This is a genomic window from Fructilactobacillus sanfranciscensis DSM 20451 (genome assembly GCF_001436035.1).
Classification (GTDB): Bacteria; Bacillota; Bacilli; order Lactobacillales; family Lactobacillaceae; genus Fructilactobacillus; species Fructilactobacillus sanfranciscensis.
Map to the genome: position 1 here is coordinate 1 of NZ_AYYM01000006.1, position 19,661 is coordinate 19,661.

15 protein-coding genes are annotated in these 19,661 nt (G+C 34.9%); all 15 read right to left on the reverse strand.

Annotated elements, in window-relative coordinates:
- Positions 1-460: 460 nt before the first annotated feature.
- Positions 461-1,594 (reverse strand): molecular chaperone DnaJ, encoded by a 1,134-nt coding sequence (gene dnaJ, locus FD36_RS02735; protein ID WP_056957851.1) that lies wholly within the window; start codon positions 1,592-1,594, stop codon positions 461-463.
- A gap of 90 nt (positions 1,595-1,684) precedes the next feature.
- Positions 1,685-3,529, reverse strand: a complete 1,845-nt coding sequence (gene dnaK, locus FD36_RS02740) for a molecular chaperone DnaK (RefSeq protein ID WP_056957852.1) — start codon at positions 3,527-3,529, stop codon at positions 1,685-1,687.
- A 53-nt stretch (positions 3,530-3,582) separates the two neighbouring features.
- On the reverse strand, positions 3,583-4,125 hold the full coding sequence (gene grpE / locus FD36_RS02745; protein ID WP_056957853.1) for a nucleotide exchange factor GrpE: 543 nt from the start codon (positions 4,123-4,125) through the stop codon (positions 3,583-3,585).
- Between the two features lie 12 nt (positions 4,126-4,137).
- The gene (gene hrcA / locus FD36_RS02750; RefSeq protein WP_056957854.1) at positions 4,138-5,178 is read right to left on the reverse strand and encodes a heat-inducible transcriptional repressor HrcA; all 1,041 of its coding nucleotides are present in this window, start codon (positions 5,176-5,178) and stop codon (positions 4,138-4,140) included.
- Between the two features lie 92 nt (positions 5,179-5,270).
- On the reverse strand, positions 5,271-6,212 hold the full coding sequence (gene ribF, locus FD36_RS02755) for a riboflavin biosynthesis protein RibF (RefSeq protein ID WP_056957855.1): 942 nt from the start codon (positions 6,210-6,212) through the stop codon (positions 5,271-5,273).
- Between the two features lie 8 nt (positions 6,213-6,220).
- Complete coding sequence (gene truB / locus FD36_RS02760) at positions 6,221-7,132, reverse strand: tRNA pseudouridine(55) synthase TruB (RefSeq protein WP_014082081.1); 912 nt, start codon at positions 7,130-7,132, stop codon at positions 6,221-6,223.
- Positions 7,133-7,197: 65 nt separating this feature from the next.
- Complete coding sequence (gene rbfA / locus FD36_RS02765; protein WP_014082082.1) at positions 7,198-7,548, reverse strand: 30S ribosome-binding factor RbfA; 351 nt, start codon at positions 7,546-7,548, stop codon at positions 7,198-7,200.
- A 20-nt stretch (positions 7,549-7,568) separates the two neighbouring features.
- Positions 7,569-9,965, reverse strand: coding sequence for a translation initiation factor IF-2 (gene infB / locus FD36_RS02770; protein ID WP_056957856.1), 2,397 nt, complete (start codon positions 9,963-9,965; stop codon positions 7,569-7,571).
- 16 nt (positions 9,966-9,981) lie between these two features.
- Positions 9,982-10,284 carry a L7Ae/L30e/S12e/Gadd45 family ribosomal protein gene (locus FD36_RS02775; protein ID WP_056957857.1) on the reverse strand — a complete coding sequence of 101 codons (303 nt, stop codon included), beginning with the start codon at positions 10,282-10,284 and terminating at the stop codon, positions 9,982-9,984.
- Positions 10,271-10,573, reverse strand: a complete 303-nt coding sequence (gene rnpM / locus FD36_RS02780; RefSeq protein ID WP_041817808.1) for an RNase P modulator RnpM — start codon at positions 10,571-10,573, stop codon at positions 10,271-10,273. The genes FD36_RS02775 and rnpM overlap by 14 nt, the downstream gene beginning before the upstream one ends.
- 20 nt (positions 10,574-10,593) lie before the next feature.
- A complete protein-coding gene (gene nusA / locus FD36_RS02785) occupies positions 10,594-11,685 on the reverse strand; it encodes a transcription termination factor NusA (RefSeq protein WP_056957858.1) in 1,092 nt (363 codons plus the stop codon).
- Between the two features lie 14 nt (positions 11,686-11,699).
- Positions 11,700-12,182 carry a ribosome maturation factor RimP gene (rimP, locus tag FD36_RS02790; RefSeq protein ID WP_014082086.1) on the reverse strand — a complete coding sequence of 161 codons (483 nt, stop codon included), beginning with the start codon at positions 12,180-12,182 and terminating at the stop codon, positions 11,700-11,702.
- A 116-nt stretch (positions 12,183-12,298) separates the two neighbouring features.
- Positions 12,299-16,606 (reverse strand): PolC-type DNA polymerase III, encoded by a 4,308-nt coding sequence (locus FD36_RS02795; protein ID WP_056957859.1) that lies wholly within the window; start codon positions 16,604-16,606, stop codon positions 12,299-12,301.
- A gap of 54 nt (positions 16,607-16,660) precedes the next feature.
- Positions 16,661-18,367, reverse strand: a complete 1,707-nt coding sequence (locus FD36_RS02800; protein ID WP_014082088.1) for a proline--tRNA ligase — start codon at positions 18,365-18,367, stop codon at positions 16,661-16,663.
- Between the two features lie 15 nt (positions 18,368-18,382).
- The gene (rseP, locus tag FD36_RS02805; RefSeq protein ID WP_056957860.1) at positions 18,383-19,660 is read right to left on the reverse strand and encodes an RIP metalloprotease RseP; all 1,278 of its coding nucleotides are present in this window, start codon (positions 19,658-19,660) and stop codon (positions 18,383-18,385) included.
- Position 19,661 lies beyond the last annotated feature (1 nt).

Genomic DNA, 19,661 nt, shown 5'->3' on the forward strand with positions numbered 1-19,661 from the left:
CTTATTTGCACCAACCAAAATCGGTAAATATAAATCCGTATCAGAAGGCATTGGATTGTCCTTATGCGTTGCAACTAATATTTTAATATTCATTTTTTTCATTAAATTATCGTCCTTTCACAAATGCAAAGTTTGAACTACTCCCACTTAGCTAAGCCTACGGCTTGACGCTTGAAGTGGGAGATTCTGGGAACATCGCATACTTACTCTACCGGTTCTAAGTGAACTTTTGAGCAGAGGTTACGACTAATAAAAAAATTAATGATAAACTATCTCCAAATAAAAAATAAACTCAAAAATTCATTTCTAAATGTATATAAAACTATGCTGTGGCTTCCTCTTATTTCTTTACTAGTTATTCCTATCTTTAATTTTAAGAAAAAACATGACAATTATTAAGTTTTCGTAATTATATTATTAAAAAAAGCGATTGAATTCAAAATTCAATCGCTTTTTTAAACTATTTATTCAATTTGTCTTTCAATTTCTCAAAGAAACCTTTATTTTCTTGTGATTTGTCTCCACTAGCTTCTGCAAATGCTCGCAATGCTAATTTTTGATCAGCATTAAGTTTTTTAGGGGTATCAATCATTACTTTAACTAATTCATCACCCTTACTTTCACTGTGTAAACGAGGAGCACCTTTCCCACGCAATTTGAAGACAGTGCCAGTTTGCGTTCCAGCCGGAATCTTCAATTTACCATCACCGTAAACCGTCTTAACATCGATTTCGTTACCAAGCGCAGCATCTGTAAATGAGATGGTCTTGTCATAGTAAATGGTTGAACCATTTCGTCTGAATTCTTTACTTGGTGAAACACTAAAGATAATGTAAAGATCACCATAAGGTCCACCATTTTCTCCAGCATTTCCTTGGCCTTGAAGCCGCATTTGTTGACCTTCTTCAACTCCAGCAGGAACATTAACCTCAACTTTATGTTCTTCTTCAATTTTACCGATTCCACCACATTTAGGACATTTTTCCTTAATGATTTTACCAGTTCCGTGACACTTAGGACAAGCAGTCTGGGTTTGCATTTGTCCCATTGGCGTATTAACTGTTCTCATCACAACTCCAGAACCATAACAGTCAGGACAAGTTTCCGGATGCGTTCCTGGTTTAGCACCAGTTCCATGACAATCAGGACATTGAGCTTGGCGATGATAGGTAATTGTCTTTTTAGCCCCAAAAATAGCTTCGTCAAAGGTTAGATTTAGTTGGTATTGTAAATCTTCTCCTCGTCTGGGAGCAGTTGGATCTTGACGTTGACGACGACCTCCGCCAAAAAGATCACTAAAGATGTCGGAGAAGTCACCATAGTTAGCACCACCGCCAAAACCGCCACCTTGACCTCCGCCACCAAATCCTTGAGGACCATCGGCTGAACCGTATTGATCATAGTTAGCCCGTTTTTGTTTATCACTTAAAACTTCATAAGCTTCTGTAATTTCTTTAAATTTTGCTTCTGCTCCAGGTTCTTTATTAATATCTGGATGATATTTCTTTGATAGATGTCGATATGCGTGACTAATATCTTTATCGGTGGCATCTTTAGAAATTCCTAAAATATCATAATAATTTTTATCAGCCATGATAACCTCCACTTTAATTTAATTACAAAAAGCCAAAGCCAACCGAAGTGGCTTTGGCTTTTTGTAAATTTTTACTACTTTTGAATCAGATTATTTTTTATCGTCATCATGAACTTCGTGGAAGTCACCATCAACAGTGTTGTCATCTTTCTTAGATGCATCACCATTAGCAGCACCGGCTTCTCCACCTTGAGATTGTTGTTGTTGATATAACTTAACGGCAACAGCTTGAACTTTTTCGTTCAAAGTATCTTTCTTAGCTTTCATATCATCAAGGTTACCATCAGCTTTAGCTTTCTTTAATTCTTCTTCAGCGTCTTTAACCCCTTTGATTTCGTCTTCAGAAACTTTACCTTCAACGTCTTTCAAAGTTTTATCAGTTTGGAAGATCAATTGGTCAACTTCATTGTTTAAGTCAACTTCTTCTTTTTTCTTCTTATCTGCTTCTTCGTTAGCTTTGGCTTCATTCATCATCTTTTCGATTTCTTCATCAGAAAGACCATTCGAATCCTTGATAGTAATCTTTTGTTCCTTACCAGTTCCTTTATCTTTAGCAGATACATTTACGATACCATTTTTATCGATATCAAATGTAACTTCGATTTGTGGAATTCCTCGAGGAGCTGCAGGAATGTCAGTCAATTGGAAACGACCCAATGATTTGTTATCTGCAGCCATTGGACGTTCACCTTGTAAGACATGAATATCTACAGCAGTTTGGTTATCTGCAGCAGTTGAGAAAGTTTGTGATTTTGAAGTTGGGATAGTCGTGTTCTTTTCGATTAACTTAGTCATGACACCACCCATTGTTTCAATACCTAATGACAATGGAGTAACGTCAAGTAAAACAACGTCTTTAACATCACCAGTAAGCACACCACCTTGAACAGCAGCACCTAAAGCAACCGCTTCATCAGGGTTAATTGAGTGGTTAGGTTCTTTACCAGACCATTCCTTAACTGCTTCTTGAACGGCAGGAATTCTAGTTGATCCACCATTTAAGATAACTTCGTCAATATCACTAGTACTCAAACTAGCATCTTTCAAAGCATTTTCAAATGGAATCTTAGTTTTTTCAACTAAGTCATGAGTTAATTCATTGAACTTAGCACGAGTAAGCGTAGTTTGTAAATGAAGAGGGCCATTATCGTTTGATGCGATAAATGGAAGACTGATTTCAGTTTGGTTAACACCTGAAAGTTCTTTCTTAGCTTTTTCAGCAGCATCTTTCAAACGTTGTAAAGCCATCTTATCTTGAGCTAAGTCAACACCGTTTTCTTTCTTGAATTCAGCAACCAAGTAATCAATGATTCTTTGGTCAAAGTCGTCCCCACCAAGATGAGTATCACCATTAGTTGAAAGAACTTGGAAAACACCGTCACCTAATTCAAGAACAGATACATCAAAAGTACCTCCACCTAAATCATAAACAAGAATTTTTTCGTCTTTATCTTGTTTATCCAAACCGTATGCCAATGCAGCAGCAGTAGGTTCGTTAATAATCCGTTTAACGTCTAATCCAGCAATCTTACCAGCATCTTTAGTAGCTTGACGTTGGGCATCATTAAAGTAAGCAGGAACTGTAATAACTGCTTCACTAACTGTATCACCAAGGTAATCTTCAGCATAACCTTTGATGTATTGAAGAATCATTGCAGAAATTTGTTGTGGTGTGTATTTTTTACCATCAATGTCAACTGTGTATCCTTCTTCACCCATGTGACTCTTAATTGAACGAACAGTATTAGGGTTAGTGATTTCTTGACGTTTTGCCACTTCACCAACTTGAATTTCACCATTCTTAAAAGCAACTACTGAAGGAGTGGTTCTTGAACCATCAGGATTAGTGATGATTTTTGGTTTTCCACCTTCCATTACAGCAACTGCAGAGTTTGTAGTACCTAAATCAATACCAATAACTTTATTACTTGCCATTTTAAATACCTTCTTTAAATTTATTTTTTTATTTAATTAATTAATAGTTATAACTATTGTGCTACAACTACCATTGCTGGCCGGAGCACCCGATCAGCAAGTTTATAACCACTTTGTAAAACTTGAACAACTGTATCAGCAGGATGATCATCATCTGCTGGAACGGTTTGAACAGCTTGATGAAGTTCTGGGTCAAAAGCAACCCCATCTGCATCGATTTCCTTGATATCATTATCATTTAATGCTTTTTCAAGGTGTTTGTAAACCATTTCGATTCCAGTTTTAAGTTGTTGACCACTATCGTTATCAACTTGAACTTGTAAAGCACGCTTTAAATCATCCATTACTGGAACGACTTCTTTAGCTAGTCTTTGTGCTCCATATTTAGCAAGGGCACTTTGTTCTTTTTGACTACGCTTTTGCATGTTTTGAATTTCAGCTTGAGCACGCAAATAATCATTTTGTGAATCGTCTAATTGTTGTTGTAATTCAGCAATTTTAGCTGATAATGCATTAACTTTAGAATCAGACTTTGGTTCTTCAACCGCTTCATCTTTTATTATCGGTTGCTTATCTTCAGCTTTTTTCTTTGACATGTCAACCCTCCTTTACTGATCATAACTACGATAATAACCGGAAATTCGATTTTTCAATTCGTGGCGAAAGGCATCAACTACTCCCAACATATTCGGATATGACATCCGCATTGGACCAATCAACGCAATTCTACCAATTCCATGATTACCTAAATCATAACTTCCGGTAATTATGCTGTAATCTTTTAACCAATCATTATCAAATTCAGCTCCAATTTTAACTGAAATTGGCTTTGAACTTTTTTCTAACAAAGCATCAATTCCGTTATCGTTATTAAACATCGAATATAATGATTTGATTTTAGAAAAATCTTGTTTGCCATTTTGTTCGAACATATTCATTTGACCACTAATGAAATAATGATCATCATCAATTTTACTCAAAATAGCTTGAATTGCTCGAACAAATTGTTTTGTATCAGGAAGATATGTGTGCAACTCAGTCAATATTTTTGATTGAAAAACTTGTTTAACTTCACGCGCAGTCTTACCAACTAATTGTTGATTTAATAAGTTAGTTGCGAGTGATAATTGTGAATCAATATACTGATTCGTTACCAAAAATGACTGACTTTCCACTTGTTCATTTCCCATTACGATTACCACCATCATGCGATTTAACCCAAGATTGACCAACTGAAGATGCTTAATTGTATTTTCAGTTGTTAATTCTGGACTAAACGTTAGGGCTGTATAATCAGTAAGATGTGAAAGGATATCAGCAGACTGACGAACAATCTCATCAATTTGCTGAAAAGAACCATCTAACATTTCACTAATGTACTCTAATCGCTTTGTATCAAGCTTTGCAGGTTTAGCTAAATTATCAATATAATATCGATAACCTTGATTAGAAGGTACTCTTCCAGAAGAAGTATGCAACTTCTCAATGAAATTTTGATGACTTAAAACGGCCATTTCATTTCGAATCGTTGCTGAACTAACATGAATCGGTAATTGTTCAGCTAAAGCCTTAGATCCAATAGGAACACCAGTTTTAGAATAATCATCAATAATATACTTTAGTATCATTGACTGTCGTTCTGTCAGCATCTTCATCACTTCCTTTTTAGCACTCACACATTTCAAGTGCTAAGGTACATTTATAGAGTACCAAGGAATAAAGTTAAGGTCAAGAATTAAGCTTAACCATTATTTTTAAAATACGTACGCGTATTAATTTCATCCCGTTTAAGTTGTTCAATCAAAGCTTCTTTACCAGTATACTTGACTTCATCACGCATTTTCTTTAGCCACTGAACTTTAACTTCATTACCATAAATATTTTGGTTAAAACCTAGAATGTTAATTTCAATTGTAACCGGATTATGATCCCCAAAAGTTACGTTTCTGCCAATGGAAGCCATCGCTGGCAACCATTGATCATTGACTAGCATGCTTACAATGTAAACTCCTTCAGAAGGAAGCTGTTGAAATTCACTATATTCAAGATTAGCAGTTGGAAAACCTAAAGTCCGTCCCCGTGCTAATCCATGAATTACTGTACCAGTCGTTTCAAATGAATATCCCAATAAATCATTAACAGTTAGCATATGACCGTCTTCTAAATTACGACGAATACGCGTAGAACTAATCTTTTTATCATCTAATCGGTCAGCTGGAACGGTGTTTACATTAAAACGGCCTTGTGCATAACCTGGTAAATCTTTCATTGTTGCCTTTTTGGCTCCATAAGTATGGTCAAATCCTGCCACTACGGTATCAACATTCATTCGCATTAGAAAGTTATCTACAAAAGCTTGTGGTTTTTGGGCCTGGAAAGCAAAGTTATAATTCACGCGATAAACAATATCAACACCAAGCTTTGCAAACAAATCAACTTTCCTCTCCCAAATAGAAAGATACCGAGCTGCATTTCCTTCCAATTTTTTGTAAACCAGAGCAGGATGGTGATCATAAGTTAAAACTGCCAATGGTAAATCCTTTTGCTTTGCAATTTTTTGAGCTTGTTTAATCACCTTTTGATGTCCCAAATGGACACCATCAAAAAACCCCATTGCTAAAACAATTGGACGTTTAAATTCAATTTTTTTACTAATTGGATAAGACAAATTGATAACTTTCATAACTTCCCCTAATCAAGATTAAACATTTTAAATGGTTTATATTGTTGCTTTTCTTCACTGCGTTCGTATAATGCTCGATCAACTCCATCATAACAAAGTAAAACAAATTCATCATTTGAATTAACTTCATTAAAACGCAAAAAAGCTCCATTTTTGATGCGAGACCATTGTTGATCTGTCAAATTAATTTTGACATAATTTTCCAAAGCTTTGCCAATTGGATAAATTAATGATGCTAATTCACCATTTTGGGAAGCTTTTTCTAATTGTTCAAAAGTAACTGTTTCGTCTAATGTGAAACCTCCACTTTTAATTCTAGTTAGTTGTGACATTACAGCAGGAATACCAAACTTTTTTCCAAAATCTACAGCCAATGTTCTCACATATGTCCCTTTACCACAGCCTACTTCAAAAAAAATGGTTTGCGTGTGCGTTTTTTCATCAATGATTGATTGACCTAGTTCTTTAAAGTAATCTATTCTAGCAATTCGTTTTGGCCGTTCAACTGTTTCACCATGACGAGCATAATCATATAGACGACGACCGTTAACTTTCACAGCTGAAAACATCGGTGGAATTTGAGTAATGTTACCAACAAAATTATTTAAACCAGTTTGAATTTGTTTATCAGTTAAAGGTTTAAAGTCATAATTTTCAGCTATAATTTCTCCATCTAGATCTTCAGTAGTTGTTGAAAAACCTAACGTAATAGAACCCCGATAGATTTTTCCAGATGCCATTAAAAAATCTACTACTTTAGTGGCATGACCTAAACAAACTGGTAAAACACCATCTACATTAGGATCTAAGGTTCCACTATGTCCAATTCTTTTTTGGTGAATAATATGCCGCATTTTACTGATACAATCAAAACTCGTCATGCCCAATGGTTTATATAAAGGAATTATTCCAGTAATCATGTTGTCACCTCATTTATTTATGTACGCAAAAATGACTGAGAACGAGCTGTTCTCAGTCACCTTTTTTATTGTTCGCGTTTTAATTTATTAATTAATTCATCAATCTTACTTCCGTATTGAATTGATTGATCCTTTTCAAAATGAATCTCAGGTGTAACGTAAATACTCAAACGATGTCCAAGTTCACCACGGATTAATCCAGTAGCTTTATCAAGTCCTTTTTGAACTTGTTCTTGATCTTTTTCATCGTCTTTTAAAGTACTATAAAAAATAGTAGCTTGTTGTAAATCACCAGTAGCTTTAACTCCAGTGATTGTTATTCCTTGAACTCGAGGATCACGAACTCTTTTTAGTAGAATATCATCTACTTCTCGTTGAATTTCTTGTTGTAATCTTCCAACCCGATATTGAGCCATGTCAAAACTCTCCTTTCTAATTATTTAGGAGCAACTTCTTTCATTTGGTAGGCTTCAACAACATCTCCTTCTTTGATGTCATTGTAATTTTCAATTGTAAGTCCACATTCATGACCTTGCTTAACTTCTTTAACATCATCTTTGAAACGCTTCAAACTACCAATTTCACCGTCATATTTAACAACGTTATCACGAATTAAACGAACTTTACTGTCATTCTTAATGTAACCTTCGTTTACCATTCCACCAGCAATTGTACCAACTGCTGAAGCTTTGTAAATTTGACGAACTTCAACACTACCGGTAACTTCTTCAACAAAAGTTGGATCAAGTTTACCTTTCATAGCTGCAGTCACATCATCAATGGCGTTATAGATAACTTGGTAAAGACGAATATCAACTTTATCAGTTTCTGCTTGAATTTTTGCTTGAGGTGTAGGACGAACGTTAAATCCAATAATAATTGCATTACTTGCTTTTGCAAGTGCAATATCACTTTCATTAACTGCTCCAACTGATGAGTGAATTACTTTAACATTAACACCTTCTACATCAATTTTCTTTAAACTACCAGCAAGTGCTTCAACTGAACCTTGTACATCTGCTTTAATAATGACATTAACTTGTTTCATATCTTCTTGTTTCATTGAATCAAATAAGTTATCAAGTGTAACTCGATTATTTTGTTTACGTTCTTCCATTTGTGCTTCTTTAGCACGTTCTTCTCCAGCAGCACGAGCCGTTTTTTCATCATTAAAGACAATGAAACGATCTCCTGCTTCTGGAACGTCATTCAATCCAGTAATTTCTACTGGAGTTGATGGTGTAGCAGATTCAATTTCTTGACCAAGCTCGTTTGTCATTGTACGAACACGTCCAAAAGTATCACCAACAACAATTGGATCACCTTTATGAAGTGTACCTTGTTGTACAAGTAATGTAGCAACAGGTCCTTTACCACGATCAAGTCGAGCTTCAACTACTGAACCAGCTCCATTTTGTTTAGGGTTAGCTTTAAGTTCCATCACGTCTGCTTGAAGAAGAACCATGTTAAGTAAATCATCAACGTTAGTACCATTTTTAGCTGAAATATCAACAAAAATAGTATCACCACCATAATCTTCTGGAACTAAACCATAACCCATTAATTGTTCTTTAACGTGGTTAGGATTTGCTCCAGCTTTATCGATCTTATTAACGGCTACGATAATTGGAGTTCCAGCAGCTTTAGCATGATCAATTGCTTCCACGGTTTGTGGCATAACTCCATCATCGGCAGCAACAACTAAAATTGTAATATCAGTGATATTTGCTCCACGAGCACGCATTTCAGTAAAGGCCGCATGTCCAGGTGTATCCAAGAAGGTAATGTCTTTTCCATCAAGATGGAGTTGGTAAGCACCAATTGCTTGAGTAATTCCACCGGCTTCTCCAGAAGTGATATGAGAATGTCTCAAATAATCAAGTAAAGTGGTTTTACCATGATCAACATGTCCCATGATTGTAACAACTGGTGGACGAGGTGCCTCATAAGCTGTATTATTTTCTGCTTCTTCAAAGAACTTATCAATATCTGAAACATCGACATGTTTCTTTTCTTCAGCCTTAATTCCATAATCTTCAGCTAAAACTTCGATTGTATCTTTATCAAGTGATTGATTTTGATTAACCATCATTCCAAGCATAAATAATTTCTTGATAATTTCTGCTGGTTCACGATGTAATAACTTACCTAAATCTTGGGCATTCATCCCATCTTCGTAAGCTAATACTTCTGGCAATGGACGATCTTTACGTACTGAAGGTCCCTTTTTCTTATTTTGGCGAATTCGTTGGTTTTTTGAATACATACCAGCAAATGGATTACGCCCTTTACGGTTATTACGACGTTTTTTCTTGTTATTACGGTTGTTTAAACTACCACCAAATTTTCCGCTTCCACTATTGGTTGAACGAGTTTGAGTTGTACTTGTACTCTTAGCATGCGTTTGTGTTTTATTAGTAGTTTGTTGTGGCTTTCCACTATTTCTTTGAGCGTTGTTGTTATGTGAATTATTGCTATGGTGAGTTTTACTTGCACTATGATTGGTATTTGAGTGATTGCCTTGCTGATTACTATTAACATGGTTGTTATTAGATGGCTTTGCACTATTAGTACGATTTTGTGAAGCGGTAGTTGTGTGATGGTTACCACTATTTGTATGAGTACTCTTAGCACCTGCAGGTTTAGCTGTTGTTTTTTTAGCAGCTACTTTGTGGTTACTATTTAACATTGCTTTTACCGTCTTTTCTTCTGCAGCATCTAATCCAGACATATGGTTTTTAACATCATATCCTTTTGATTGAGCTGCTGTTAGGATTTTTTTACTTGGCAAATTTAATTCTTTGGCCAATTCATAAATTCTCTTTTTAGGCATAGAATCACTCTCCTTATTATTCGTTTAATTCATTTAATTCCCTCGCAAAACCATTATCTGTGATTCCCACAATTGTTCGACTTTGACCAATTGCATCGCTTAAATCACTTTTAGTAATTTCATGATTAAATGGAACATTATAAAAATCAGTCTTATTTAGAAATTTTTTGGTTGTACTTGCACCAGTATCTGAAGCAATTAAAAGAAATTTAACTTTTCCTTTTTTTATTGCATTTAAAACAATTCCTTCTCCTGAAACTATCTTACCAGCCCGACGTGCAATTCCCAAAAGATTTAGTATCTGATTATAATTTGTCATTTCGCTTTAATTCTTCCCGTGCCTGAACGTGATCAACGTAATCAATCAAATTATCGTAAAAATCATCAGTTAATTCAACATCAAAAACTTGATCTAACAAATGTTTAGCTTTTGCATTTTTAACTGCCTCAACGTTAATCCGAACATAAGCACCACGACCAGGCTTTTTACCCGTATCATCTAAAGAAACTTCCATTTCCTTGTTACGAACAATCCGAATTAATTCACGTTTAGGAAACATTTCTCCCGAAATAACGTCTTTACGCATAGGTACCTTACGAGTTTTCATGACTAGATTCCTCTCAGAAATTATTCTTCAGATTCATTAGTTTCTTCTACAAGTTCATCTTTATCATCACTTGTTCCATTTGCTTCTGATTCTGGCTTGATATCAATCTTATAACCAGTTAGACGAGCTGCTAAACGAGCATTTTGTCCACGTTTACCAATGGCAAGTGAAAGTTGGTCATCTGGTACAATTACTGTACATGATTTTTCTTCGCCGTCTTTAAAGATTACATCTAAAACATCAGCTGGATTCAAAGCATTAGCAATGTATTGAGCAGGATCTTCATACCACTGGACAATATCCATGTTTTCGCCACCTAGTTCATTAACGATATCTTGAACTCTTTGGCCACGAGGACCAACTGTAGTTCCAACTGGATCAACGTTTGCATCATGAGAACGAACTGCAACTTTAGAACGATCTCCAGCTTCACGGGCAATTGACACAATTTCAACAATTCCATCATAAACTTCAGGAACTTCTTGTTCAAATAAACGCTTTAATAATCCAGGAGCAGTTCGACTAACAAAGACTTGAGGTCCTTTAGCCGCATCATCAACCTTGGTAACGTATACTTTGAGCTTTTCTTGTGGACGATAAATTTCATTTGGCATTTGATCATTATGTTCCATAACGGCTTCAACACCGTCCATCATCAAATAAACAAATCGATTATCTTGACGTTCAACTTCTGCATTAATTAGTTCGTCTTGATATTTACTATACTTGTTATAAACAGTTTCACGTTCTGCTTCACGAACCCGTTGCATAATAACTTGTTTAGCAGTTTGAGCAGCAATTCGTCCAAAATTTTCAGGAGTAACTTTAAACTTAATTTCATCGCCAAGTTCATAACCACGATTGATTTTCAAAGCGTCTTCCAAGCTAACTTCCAAACGTGGATCAGCAACTTCCTCTACAACCTTCTTTACAGCATAAACATTCATATTACCTTTACGTTCATCAAAATCAACTTGAACGTTTTGTGCTTGGTCATAATTACGTTTGTATGCTGAAACTAAAGCTAATTCAAGTGCTTCAATTACTACTTCTTTTTTAATGCCTTTTTCTTGTTCTAAAGCATCAAGAGCACCTACTAATTCTTTACTCATATTATTTCTCCTAACTAAAATTCAATTGCTAATCTGGCTTTTGAGATTAACTTGCGAGGAATCTTAACTTCTTTACGACGAGTCTTATCTTTTACAATCAAGGTTAAATCATCATCATTAAGTTCTTTAAGGGTTCCTTCGTACATTTTCTTTCCATCTAATTTTTGATAGAGAGAAACATTAATGTAGTCATTAATAGCATTTTGATAGTCTTGTTCATTATTCAATGGTCGTTCTGCACCAGGAGATGAAACTTCTAAGAAATATTGATCTGCAAATGGATCAGGATCAATTTCATCCAGTTTTTCACTTAATTGATCACTAACTAGGACACAATCATCAATTGAAATACCATTATCTTTGTCGATAAAGACACGTAGGTACCAACTTCCACCTTCTTGTACATATTCAATACTGTATAGATAAAAATTATTTTCGTCTAAGATTGGTTGTACCGTTTCGGTAACTTTATCAATAATTTCGCTAACTTCGCTCAACTATTTACCTCCAAAATTTTCCAATAAAAAGGGCGAGCATTTTCTGCTCACCCTTAAAAGAGTTTTTAATTACTGTCCTTAATATAACACAGTCAAACCATTATCACAATCAAAGACTATATCATATCAAAGAGACTAAGCTGATTTTCATCGGGCAAGCCTTTTAAGACTCCATTTTTCGTCATATATTCAATGATAGTTTTAGAAACTTTTCCACGTTTAGCAAGATCTTCTTTAGAAATAAATGGTTTATCAGCTCGAGCTGCCACAATTTGTTTAGCAACATTCAAACCTAATCCTGGAACGGCACTAAATGGAGCAATCAATTTGTTGCCATCCATTAACCATTCTGATGCATCTGAACGATCAAGATCAATCATTTCAAATTCAAATCCTCGCTCAATCATTTCATTGGCCAATTGTAAGACCGTCAATAAATTCTTTTCTTTAGTAGATGCATCATTTCCTTTGTCTTCAATTTCTTTCATGGCTGCTTTAACCGCATCTTTACCATGAGACATTGCCTCAACATCAAAATCATCGGCACGAACTGAGAAATAAGCAGCATAGTAAACTAATGGGAAATACACTTTGAAGTACGCAATTCGAAGTGCCATCCAAACGTATGCCGTTGCATGCGCCCGTGGGAACATGTATTTAATCTTTAAACATGAGTCAATATACCATTCAGGCACATTAGCATCACGCATCGTTTGTTGCCATTCATCTTTTATTCCCTTACCTTTACGAACTTTTTCCATAATTTGGAATGACGTTTCAGAATCAACTCCATAATTAATTAAATCGGTCATGATGTTATCACGACATCCGATAACGTTAGAAATTGTGGCAGTTCCATCTTTAATTAATTCATCGGCATTTCCTAACCACACATCAGTACCATGTGACAATCCAGAAATTTGAAGTAAGTCAGAAAAATTTTGGGGATGAGTTTGTTCAAGCATTCCTCGAACAAATCGGGTCCCAAATTCAGGGATTCCTAAGGTTCCTGTTTTTGATTGAATTTGTTCCTCCGTCACCCCTAAAATTTCTGGGCTACTGAAAATTGACATCACTCCAGCATCATTTACTGGAATCGTATAAGGATCAATTCCCGACAAATCTTGGAGCATCCGAATCATAGTTGGATCATCATGACCCAAAATATCCATTTTTAAAATGTTGTCATGAATCGAATGGAAATCAAAATGAGTAGTTTGCCATGCTGATGATTGATCTTCCGCAGGATATTGGATTGGCGTGAAATCATAAATATCCATATAATCTGGAACAATGATGATTCCAGCTGGATGTTGACCGGTCGTTCGTTTAACGCCAGTTGCACCTTTAGCGAGTCGATCAATTTCGGCACCTCTAAAATGTTTACCGGTATCACGCTCATATGCTTTTACATACCCATAAGCTGTTTTATCGGCGACTGTTCCAATTGTACCGGCACGATATACGTTCTTTTCACCGAACAAAACCTTAGTATAATTATGAGCAATTGCTTGATAATCACCAGAGAAGTTCAAATCGATATCAGGAACCTTATTTCCTTTGAAACCAAGGAACGTTTCGAAAGGAATATTATGACCATCACCAATTAAAGTTGTACCACAATTGGGACATTCTTTTTTTGATAAATCAAAACCAGAACTGTATTCACCTTTAGTGAAAAATTCTGAATAATGACATTTAGGACAACGATAATGAGGAGGAAGTGGATTAACTTCGGTAATTCCAGTCATCGTAGCAACTAAACTAGACCCAACTGAACCACGGGATCCAACTAAATAACCATCTTTATTACTTTTTGCTACTAATCGTTGTGAAATTAAATAAATAACTGAGAACCCGTTTCCAATAATTGATTTTAATTCTCGCTCAACTCGTTTCTCCACAATCTCAGGAAGTTTTTCTCCGTACAATTCATGAGCTTTATCGTAGGTCCGCTGTTTAATTTCATCCTCTGCACCCTCCATTTTGGGAGTATACAATTTATCTTTTAGCGGATGAATTTCTTCAACTGAATCTGCAATTTGATTAGGATTATCAACAACAATTTTTTCAGCTTGATCTGCACCTAAAAAGTTAAAATCTTTTAACATTTCATCCGTTGTCCGAAAATGTAAATCGGGTAATTCAGTTCGATTAAGAGGATTAGCTCCACCCTGTGAATTAATTAAGATTTTTCGATAAATATAATCATGTGGATTAAGATAATGGGCATCACCGGTTGCTACTAGTGGAATGTTAACTTCATTAGCAACGTCAGCCATATTTTTTATAATTTCCTGCAATTTACCTCGGTCACTAATTAACTTAGAATCCAATAATGGTTGATAAGCTGCTTGAGGCTGAACTTCAAGATAATCATAAAATTTAGCTTTATCTAGTGCTTCTTGTTTACCTTTTTGCATTATCGCAGTAAATACTTCACCACTAGAACAGGCAGAACCAATTAAAATTCCTTCACGATACTTTTCTAATTCACTTCGCGGAATTCTTGGAACTCGATAAAAATACTTAATGTGTGCTAAAGAAACTAATTTAAATAAATTTTTTAATCCAGCTTGCGTTTTGGCCATCAAGATGGCATGAAATGGTCGAGCATGTTTGTATGCATCGTTTTCAGTCATATGATCATTTAACTGATCATGATATTGAATATCATATTTATCTTCAGCATCCTTTAAGAAAAGATAATTCAAATGACCAGTTGTTTCAGCATCATAAATTGCTCGATGATGATGTTCCAAAACAACATCAAACTTTTTAGCTAACGTATTTAACCGATAACTTTTGTAGTTTGGATATAAAAAACGGGCTAAAGTTAAAGTATCGATAATTGGATTTTTGATTGGTTCCATCCCATGACGGGCATATCCAGTATTCATAAATCCAATATCAAAAGTAACGTTATGTCCAACCACAATGGAATCACCACAAAACTCACGGAACATTTTGAAAACTTCTTCTTCTGATTTTGAACCAGCTACCATATCATCCGTAATCGAAGTTAGATTAGTGGTTTGTTCAGAAAGATGAAATCCAGGATCAATGAATTGTTCAAATTCTTCAATCACATTATTTCCCTGCATTTTAACTGCTGAAAGTTCGATTACACGGTCATAAATGGCTGACAATCCAGTGGTTTCAGTATCAAACACAACATAAGTTGCATCTTTTAAACCAACATGTTTGTCATTGTATGCAATGGGTTCACCATCATCAACTACGTTTGCTTCCATTCCATATAACATTTTAATGTCATTATTTTGAGCAGCATTAAATGCTTCAGGAAATGCTTGTACGTCATCATGATCAGTAACCGCAATTGCTTTATGTCCCCATTTTTTTGCTTGTTTAACAAAATCTGAAATCGAATTAGTAGCGTCCATTTGACTCATATTAGAGTGAAGATGCAATTCAGCCCGCTTTTTATTTGCAGTATCTTCACGTTCGGCATGAGTTGCTGGATTAATATCATAAGCATTCATTGCAAGTTCATGCGAATAATTATCTTCCTGAACACTCCCGCGAGCAGTTATCCAACTACCTTCTTCCAAATTAGCAAACTTAGCTCCCTCTTCATCATCCTTTGAAAACTTCTTAATTGTGATTGAGGAGGTGTAGTCAGTAATCTTTAAGATCATTAAAGATCGCCCGGACCGTAATGCCCGAATTTCTTTACTAAAGACATACCCATTAACTACCACAGAACGTTCTTCTTCAGTAATATTTTCCAATGGCGTAATATCTACGTTATCAGCAATTTTTCGACCAATCATAACGCTACCTGAACTATCAGGAACTTTTTGCGCATTTGCTTTGGCTGCAGCAACTTGAGCTTTTTTTGCTAGTTTTTCATCACGCTCTTTTTTAGCTGCCTTTAATTCTTTAATTCTTTCTTGAGATTCTGTTTCGTCGACCATTGTATTAATCGTAAATTTAGGAAAACCAGCTTTTTGATAAGCACTTAAAATTGGTTCAATAGCTTTGTTATTCATAAAATCTTTTATTAAGTCGTTAACAGCATAAAAGTTTACACGTCCATCATCTAGTTCAGGAACGTTATTATCACAAAGCTCATGTAATAAACTAGATTGAATACCACAATTATTAACTGCCCATTGCCAATAATCACCAATTTCACGATTAGTTAAGTTATCCTGTTGTGTTTGAATGTAAAAATCAACCTTAACAATATTGCTAAAGGCTGTCTGTAAACCAGTTACAAAATCGATAAACGCTTGGTATGAAAGAACATGTGGGATAAAAAAATGAAAATCCCATTGTTTTGACTTTTGATGAACTCGAACTTGCTCAATTTCAGCGTTTTCAAATTCTGAACGATATTCGTCATTAATTTTGATTTGATCTAATAATTTATTAAACTTTTCTTTATTATTTAAAGGCATCTTTTCCTCCCCTCTAAACGAACAAAAAAGACCAGTAAATTCTGGTCTTAATGTTTAAATTTCTTTTGATAAAATTTCAATCGTATTCTTAAGATCATCGACCTTCGTTTCAACTGTTTCGCCTGTTTTACGAATTTTAACTTCTACAATTCCTTCATCGGCTTTTTTTCCAATTGTGATTCTAATTGGAATACCAATTAAATCAGAATCAGCAAACTTAACTCCAGCACGTTCTTTCCGATCATCCATTAGAACTTCTAATCCAGTAGCTTGAAGATCAGCATAAATCTGGTTGGCAAGTTCAACTTGTTCATCTTTTTTCATATTCGTTGGAATTAAATGAACATCAAATGGAGCAATCGCTTTTGGCCATACAAGACCATTTTCATCTGCTTGTTGTTCTGAAATAGCCGAAAGCAGACGACTTACACCAATTCCATAACATCCCATAATAATTGGCTTTTGGCGACCATTTTCATCAAGAATATTAGCACCTAGAATTTTGGTATACCGAGTTCCTAGTTTGAAAATATGACCAATTTCAATTCCTTTAGTAAATTTCAAAACTCCGCTACCATCAGGAGAAATATCTCCTTCGTTAACTAAGCGAAAATCACCATATTCTAATTCAGGTAAATCACGTTTTGGATTTACATTTTGGTAATGTTTATCGGTTTGATTAGCACCTGTAACTCCATTAACAATACTTTGAACATACTCATCTGATAAAACTGGAACGTCAGTTGGAACATCAAATGGTCCAACTGATCCAGGCTTAACTCCTAGGTATTCAGAAACTTGATCAATTGTTGCTAAATCAGCCTCATCAGCATGAAAATGATTTTTTACTTTGGCAGGATTAACTTCTTGATCACCACGTATTAAAATTAACACAGGTTTTTCGTCAACCATATATAATAAGCTCTTAATAATTTGACTTTTATCAATGTCAAAGAATTTAGATACTTGATTAATATTTTTGACATCAGGTGTATCAACCAACTCTAAATCGTTTAATTCGGCATGTGATTTTTTATTAACAAACATATCAGTAGCCATTTCTAAATTTGCAGCATAGTCACTATCATCTGAATAAACAATTGTATCTTCACCAACAGAAGCAGGAGCGGAAAATTCCATTGAATCAGAACCACCCATACTTCCACTATCACCAATAATACCGAGATAATTTAATCCAACCTGATCAAATACTTTTCTAAAAACATCATTCATTTCTTTATAAGTTGCATCTAATTCTTCATCATTTGAAGCAAAAGAGTAAGCATCTAACATACGAAATTCACGACTACGTAAAAGTCCATAACGAGGACGATCTTCATCTCTAAATTTGTCTTGAATTTGATATAAGTTTAAAGGTAACTTCTTATATGAAGAAATCGTCCCCTTAATTAATTCAGTCATTGTTTCTTCATGAGTTGGACCTAAAATAAAATCAGTATCATGACGGTTTTTCAACTTAAACAATTCAGGTCCATATGATTCATATCTTTCTGAGTCTTTCCAATATTGGGCCGGAATGATTTCAGGAAGCAACATTTCATTAGCACCTGTCTCATTCATTTCTTTTTTAATAATTTTTTCAATCTTTTCTAAAACACGATATGCCAAAGGTAGGTAAGCATAAGTACCTGCTGAAACTTGACGAATAAATCCAGCACGAATCAACATCTTGTGGCTAATTGCTTCTGCACCTGTTGGATCTTGTTTTTGCGTAGGAATTAACATTTTTGATTGTTTCATTTTCTTCTCCCTATCTTATCGGATGAAATAACGCATAATATCATTCCAAGTAACTAAAATCATTAAGCCAGCTAAAAATATAAAACCAACCATTGTAATAATCATTTCAGTTTTTTCGGAAAGTGACTTTCTTCTAATTAATTCAATAATATTTAATAGTATTTTACCACCATCTAATGCTGGTATTGGAATTAAGTTTACCACAGCAAGGTTAATTGACAACCATCCTAAGAATTGCACAACTCCAACTAGTCCTAATGATGCTGCTTCAGAAGTATTTGCATAAATTGCCACTGGGCCCCCTAAACTATTTAAGCTAAAGTGTCCAGAAACCATTTGCCACAAAGCCCCAAATAAACTTTTAGTCATCGTCCAAGTTGTTGTAAAACCAGACATTACTTTAGCCCCAAAACTAGTATTTAACGTTTGTTTAACCCCAATCACACCAATTTTTTGTTTATTAATTTGCTTTGAATCTGTCACTAATTTAACTTGTTTGGTTTTCTTTTTATCTTTAACAGTTAAAGTAACTTTTTTATTGGGTTGTTTTTCAATCTGCGTAGCTAGTGATTGAAAGTTGTCAGTTTTTACACCATTAACTGATAAAATTCGGTCGCCATCCTTAATTCCAGCTGTTTTAGCCACATGTGGATTAGTATTTGAAACTTGGACTTGATTTGAATTAGATTCAACCCCACCTTGAAGAAAAGCCAAAAACATAAAAGCCACAATTGCTAATAGAACATTATTAAAAATTCCGGCAAAATTAACTAATAGTTTTTTCCAAGCTGGTGCATTTTGAAATTGGACATCAGCTGGTGCAATTTGAACCTCAATTCCATCCTTTTGCACAATCAAAGCATCATGATCTACATTAAGACGCTTTTTTTCGTCCTCATTGCCATTTTCATAACCTTCAATCCAAAGTCCGTTAACTAAATCAGCATCTGCAACTTGAAACGGAATTCCCTTGAAGAGCTTATTTTTCTTGCTCAAATCTATTTTAGTAACAACGCCAGCATTATTTAACTGAAGCATTACAATGGTTCCAGGCTTAATTTCGTCTTCTTCATCATCTACACTACCAGCTAATCTAACATAACCACCTAATGGTAAGAGACGTATTGTATAAGTTGTATGATTACGACGATAGTAAAATAATTTTGGTCCCATTCCAATTGAAAATTCACGAACCATAATTCCGCACTTTTTTGCAACAATGAAGTGTCCAAATTCATGGACAAATACTAAAATTCCAAAAACAATGATGAAACTAATAATATTTGTTAACAAA

What these genes read in the sequence shown, in the direction of transcription:
- ribF (WP_056957855.1), bottom strand. Translation starts at nt 6,212, where the DNA reads ATGAAAGTTATCAATTTGTCTTATCCAATTAGTAAAAAAATTGAATTT.
- dnaJ (WP_056957851.1), bottom strand. Translation starts at nt 1,594, where the DNA reads ATGGCTGATAAAAATTATTATGATATTTTAGGAATTTCTAAAGATGCC.
- nusA (WP_056957858.1), bottom strand. Translation starts at nt 11,685, where the DNA reads ATGAGTAAAGAATTAGTAGGTGCTCTTGATGCTTTAGAACAAGAAAAA.
- FD36_RS02800 (WP_014082088.1), bottom strand. Translation starts at nt 18,367, where the DNA reads ATGAAACAATCAAAAATGTTAATTCCTACGCAAAAACAAGATCCAACA.
- hrcA (WP_056957854.1), bottom strand. Translation starts at nt 5,178, where the DNA reads ATGCTGACAGAACGACAGTCAATGATACTAAAGTATATTATTGATGAT.
- FD36_RS02775 (WP_056957857.1), bottom strand. Translation starts at nt 10,284, where the DNA reads ATGACAAATTATAATCAGATACTAAATCTTTTGGGAATTGCACGTCGG.
- grpE (WP_056957853.1), bottom strand. Translation starts at nt 4,125, where the DNA reads ATGTCAAAGAAAAAAGCTGAAGATAAGCAACCGATAATAAAAGATGAA.
- truB (WP_014082081.1), bottom strand. Translation starts at nt 7,132, where the DNA reads ATGATTACTGGAATAATTCCTTTATATAAACCATTGGGCATGACGAGT.
- FD36_RS02795 (WP_056957859.1), bottom strand. Translation starts at nt 16,606, where the DNA reads ATGCCTTTAAATAATAAAGAAAAGTTTAATAAATTATTAGATCAAATC.
- rnpM (WP_041817808.1), bottom strand. Translation starts at nt 10,573, where the DNA reads ATGAAAACTCGTAAGGTACCTATGCGTAAAGACGTTATTTCGGGAGAA.
- rbfA (WP_014082082.1), bottom strand. Translation starts at nt 7,548, where the DNA reads ATGGCTCAATATCGGGTTGGAAGATTACAACAAGAAATTCAACGAGAA.
- dnaK (WP_056957852.1), bottom strand. Translation starts at nt 3,529, where the DNA reads ATGGCAAGTAATAAAGTTATTGGTATTGATTTAGGTACTACAAACTCT.
- infB (WP_056957856.1), bottom strand. Translation starts at nt 9,965, where the DNA reads ATGCCTAAAAAGAGAATTTATGAATTGGCCAAAGAATTAAATTTGCCA.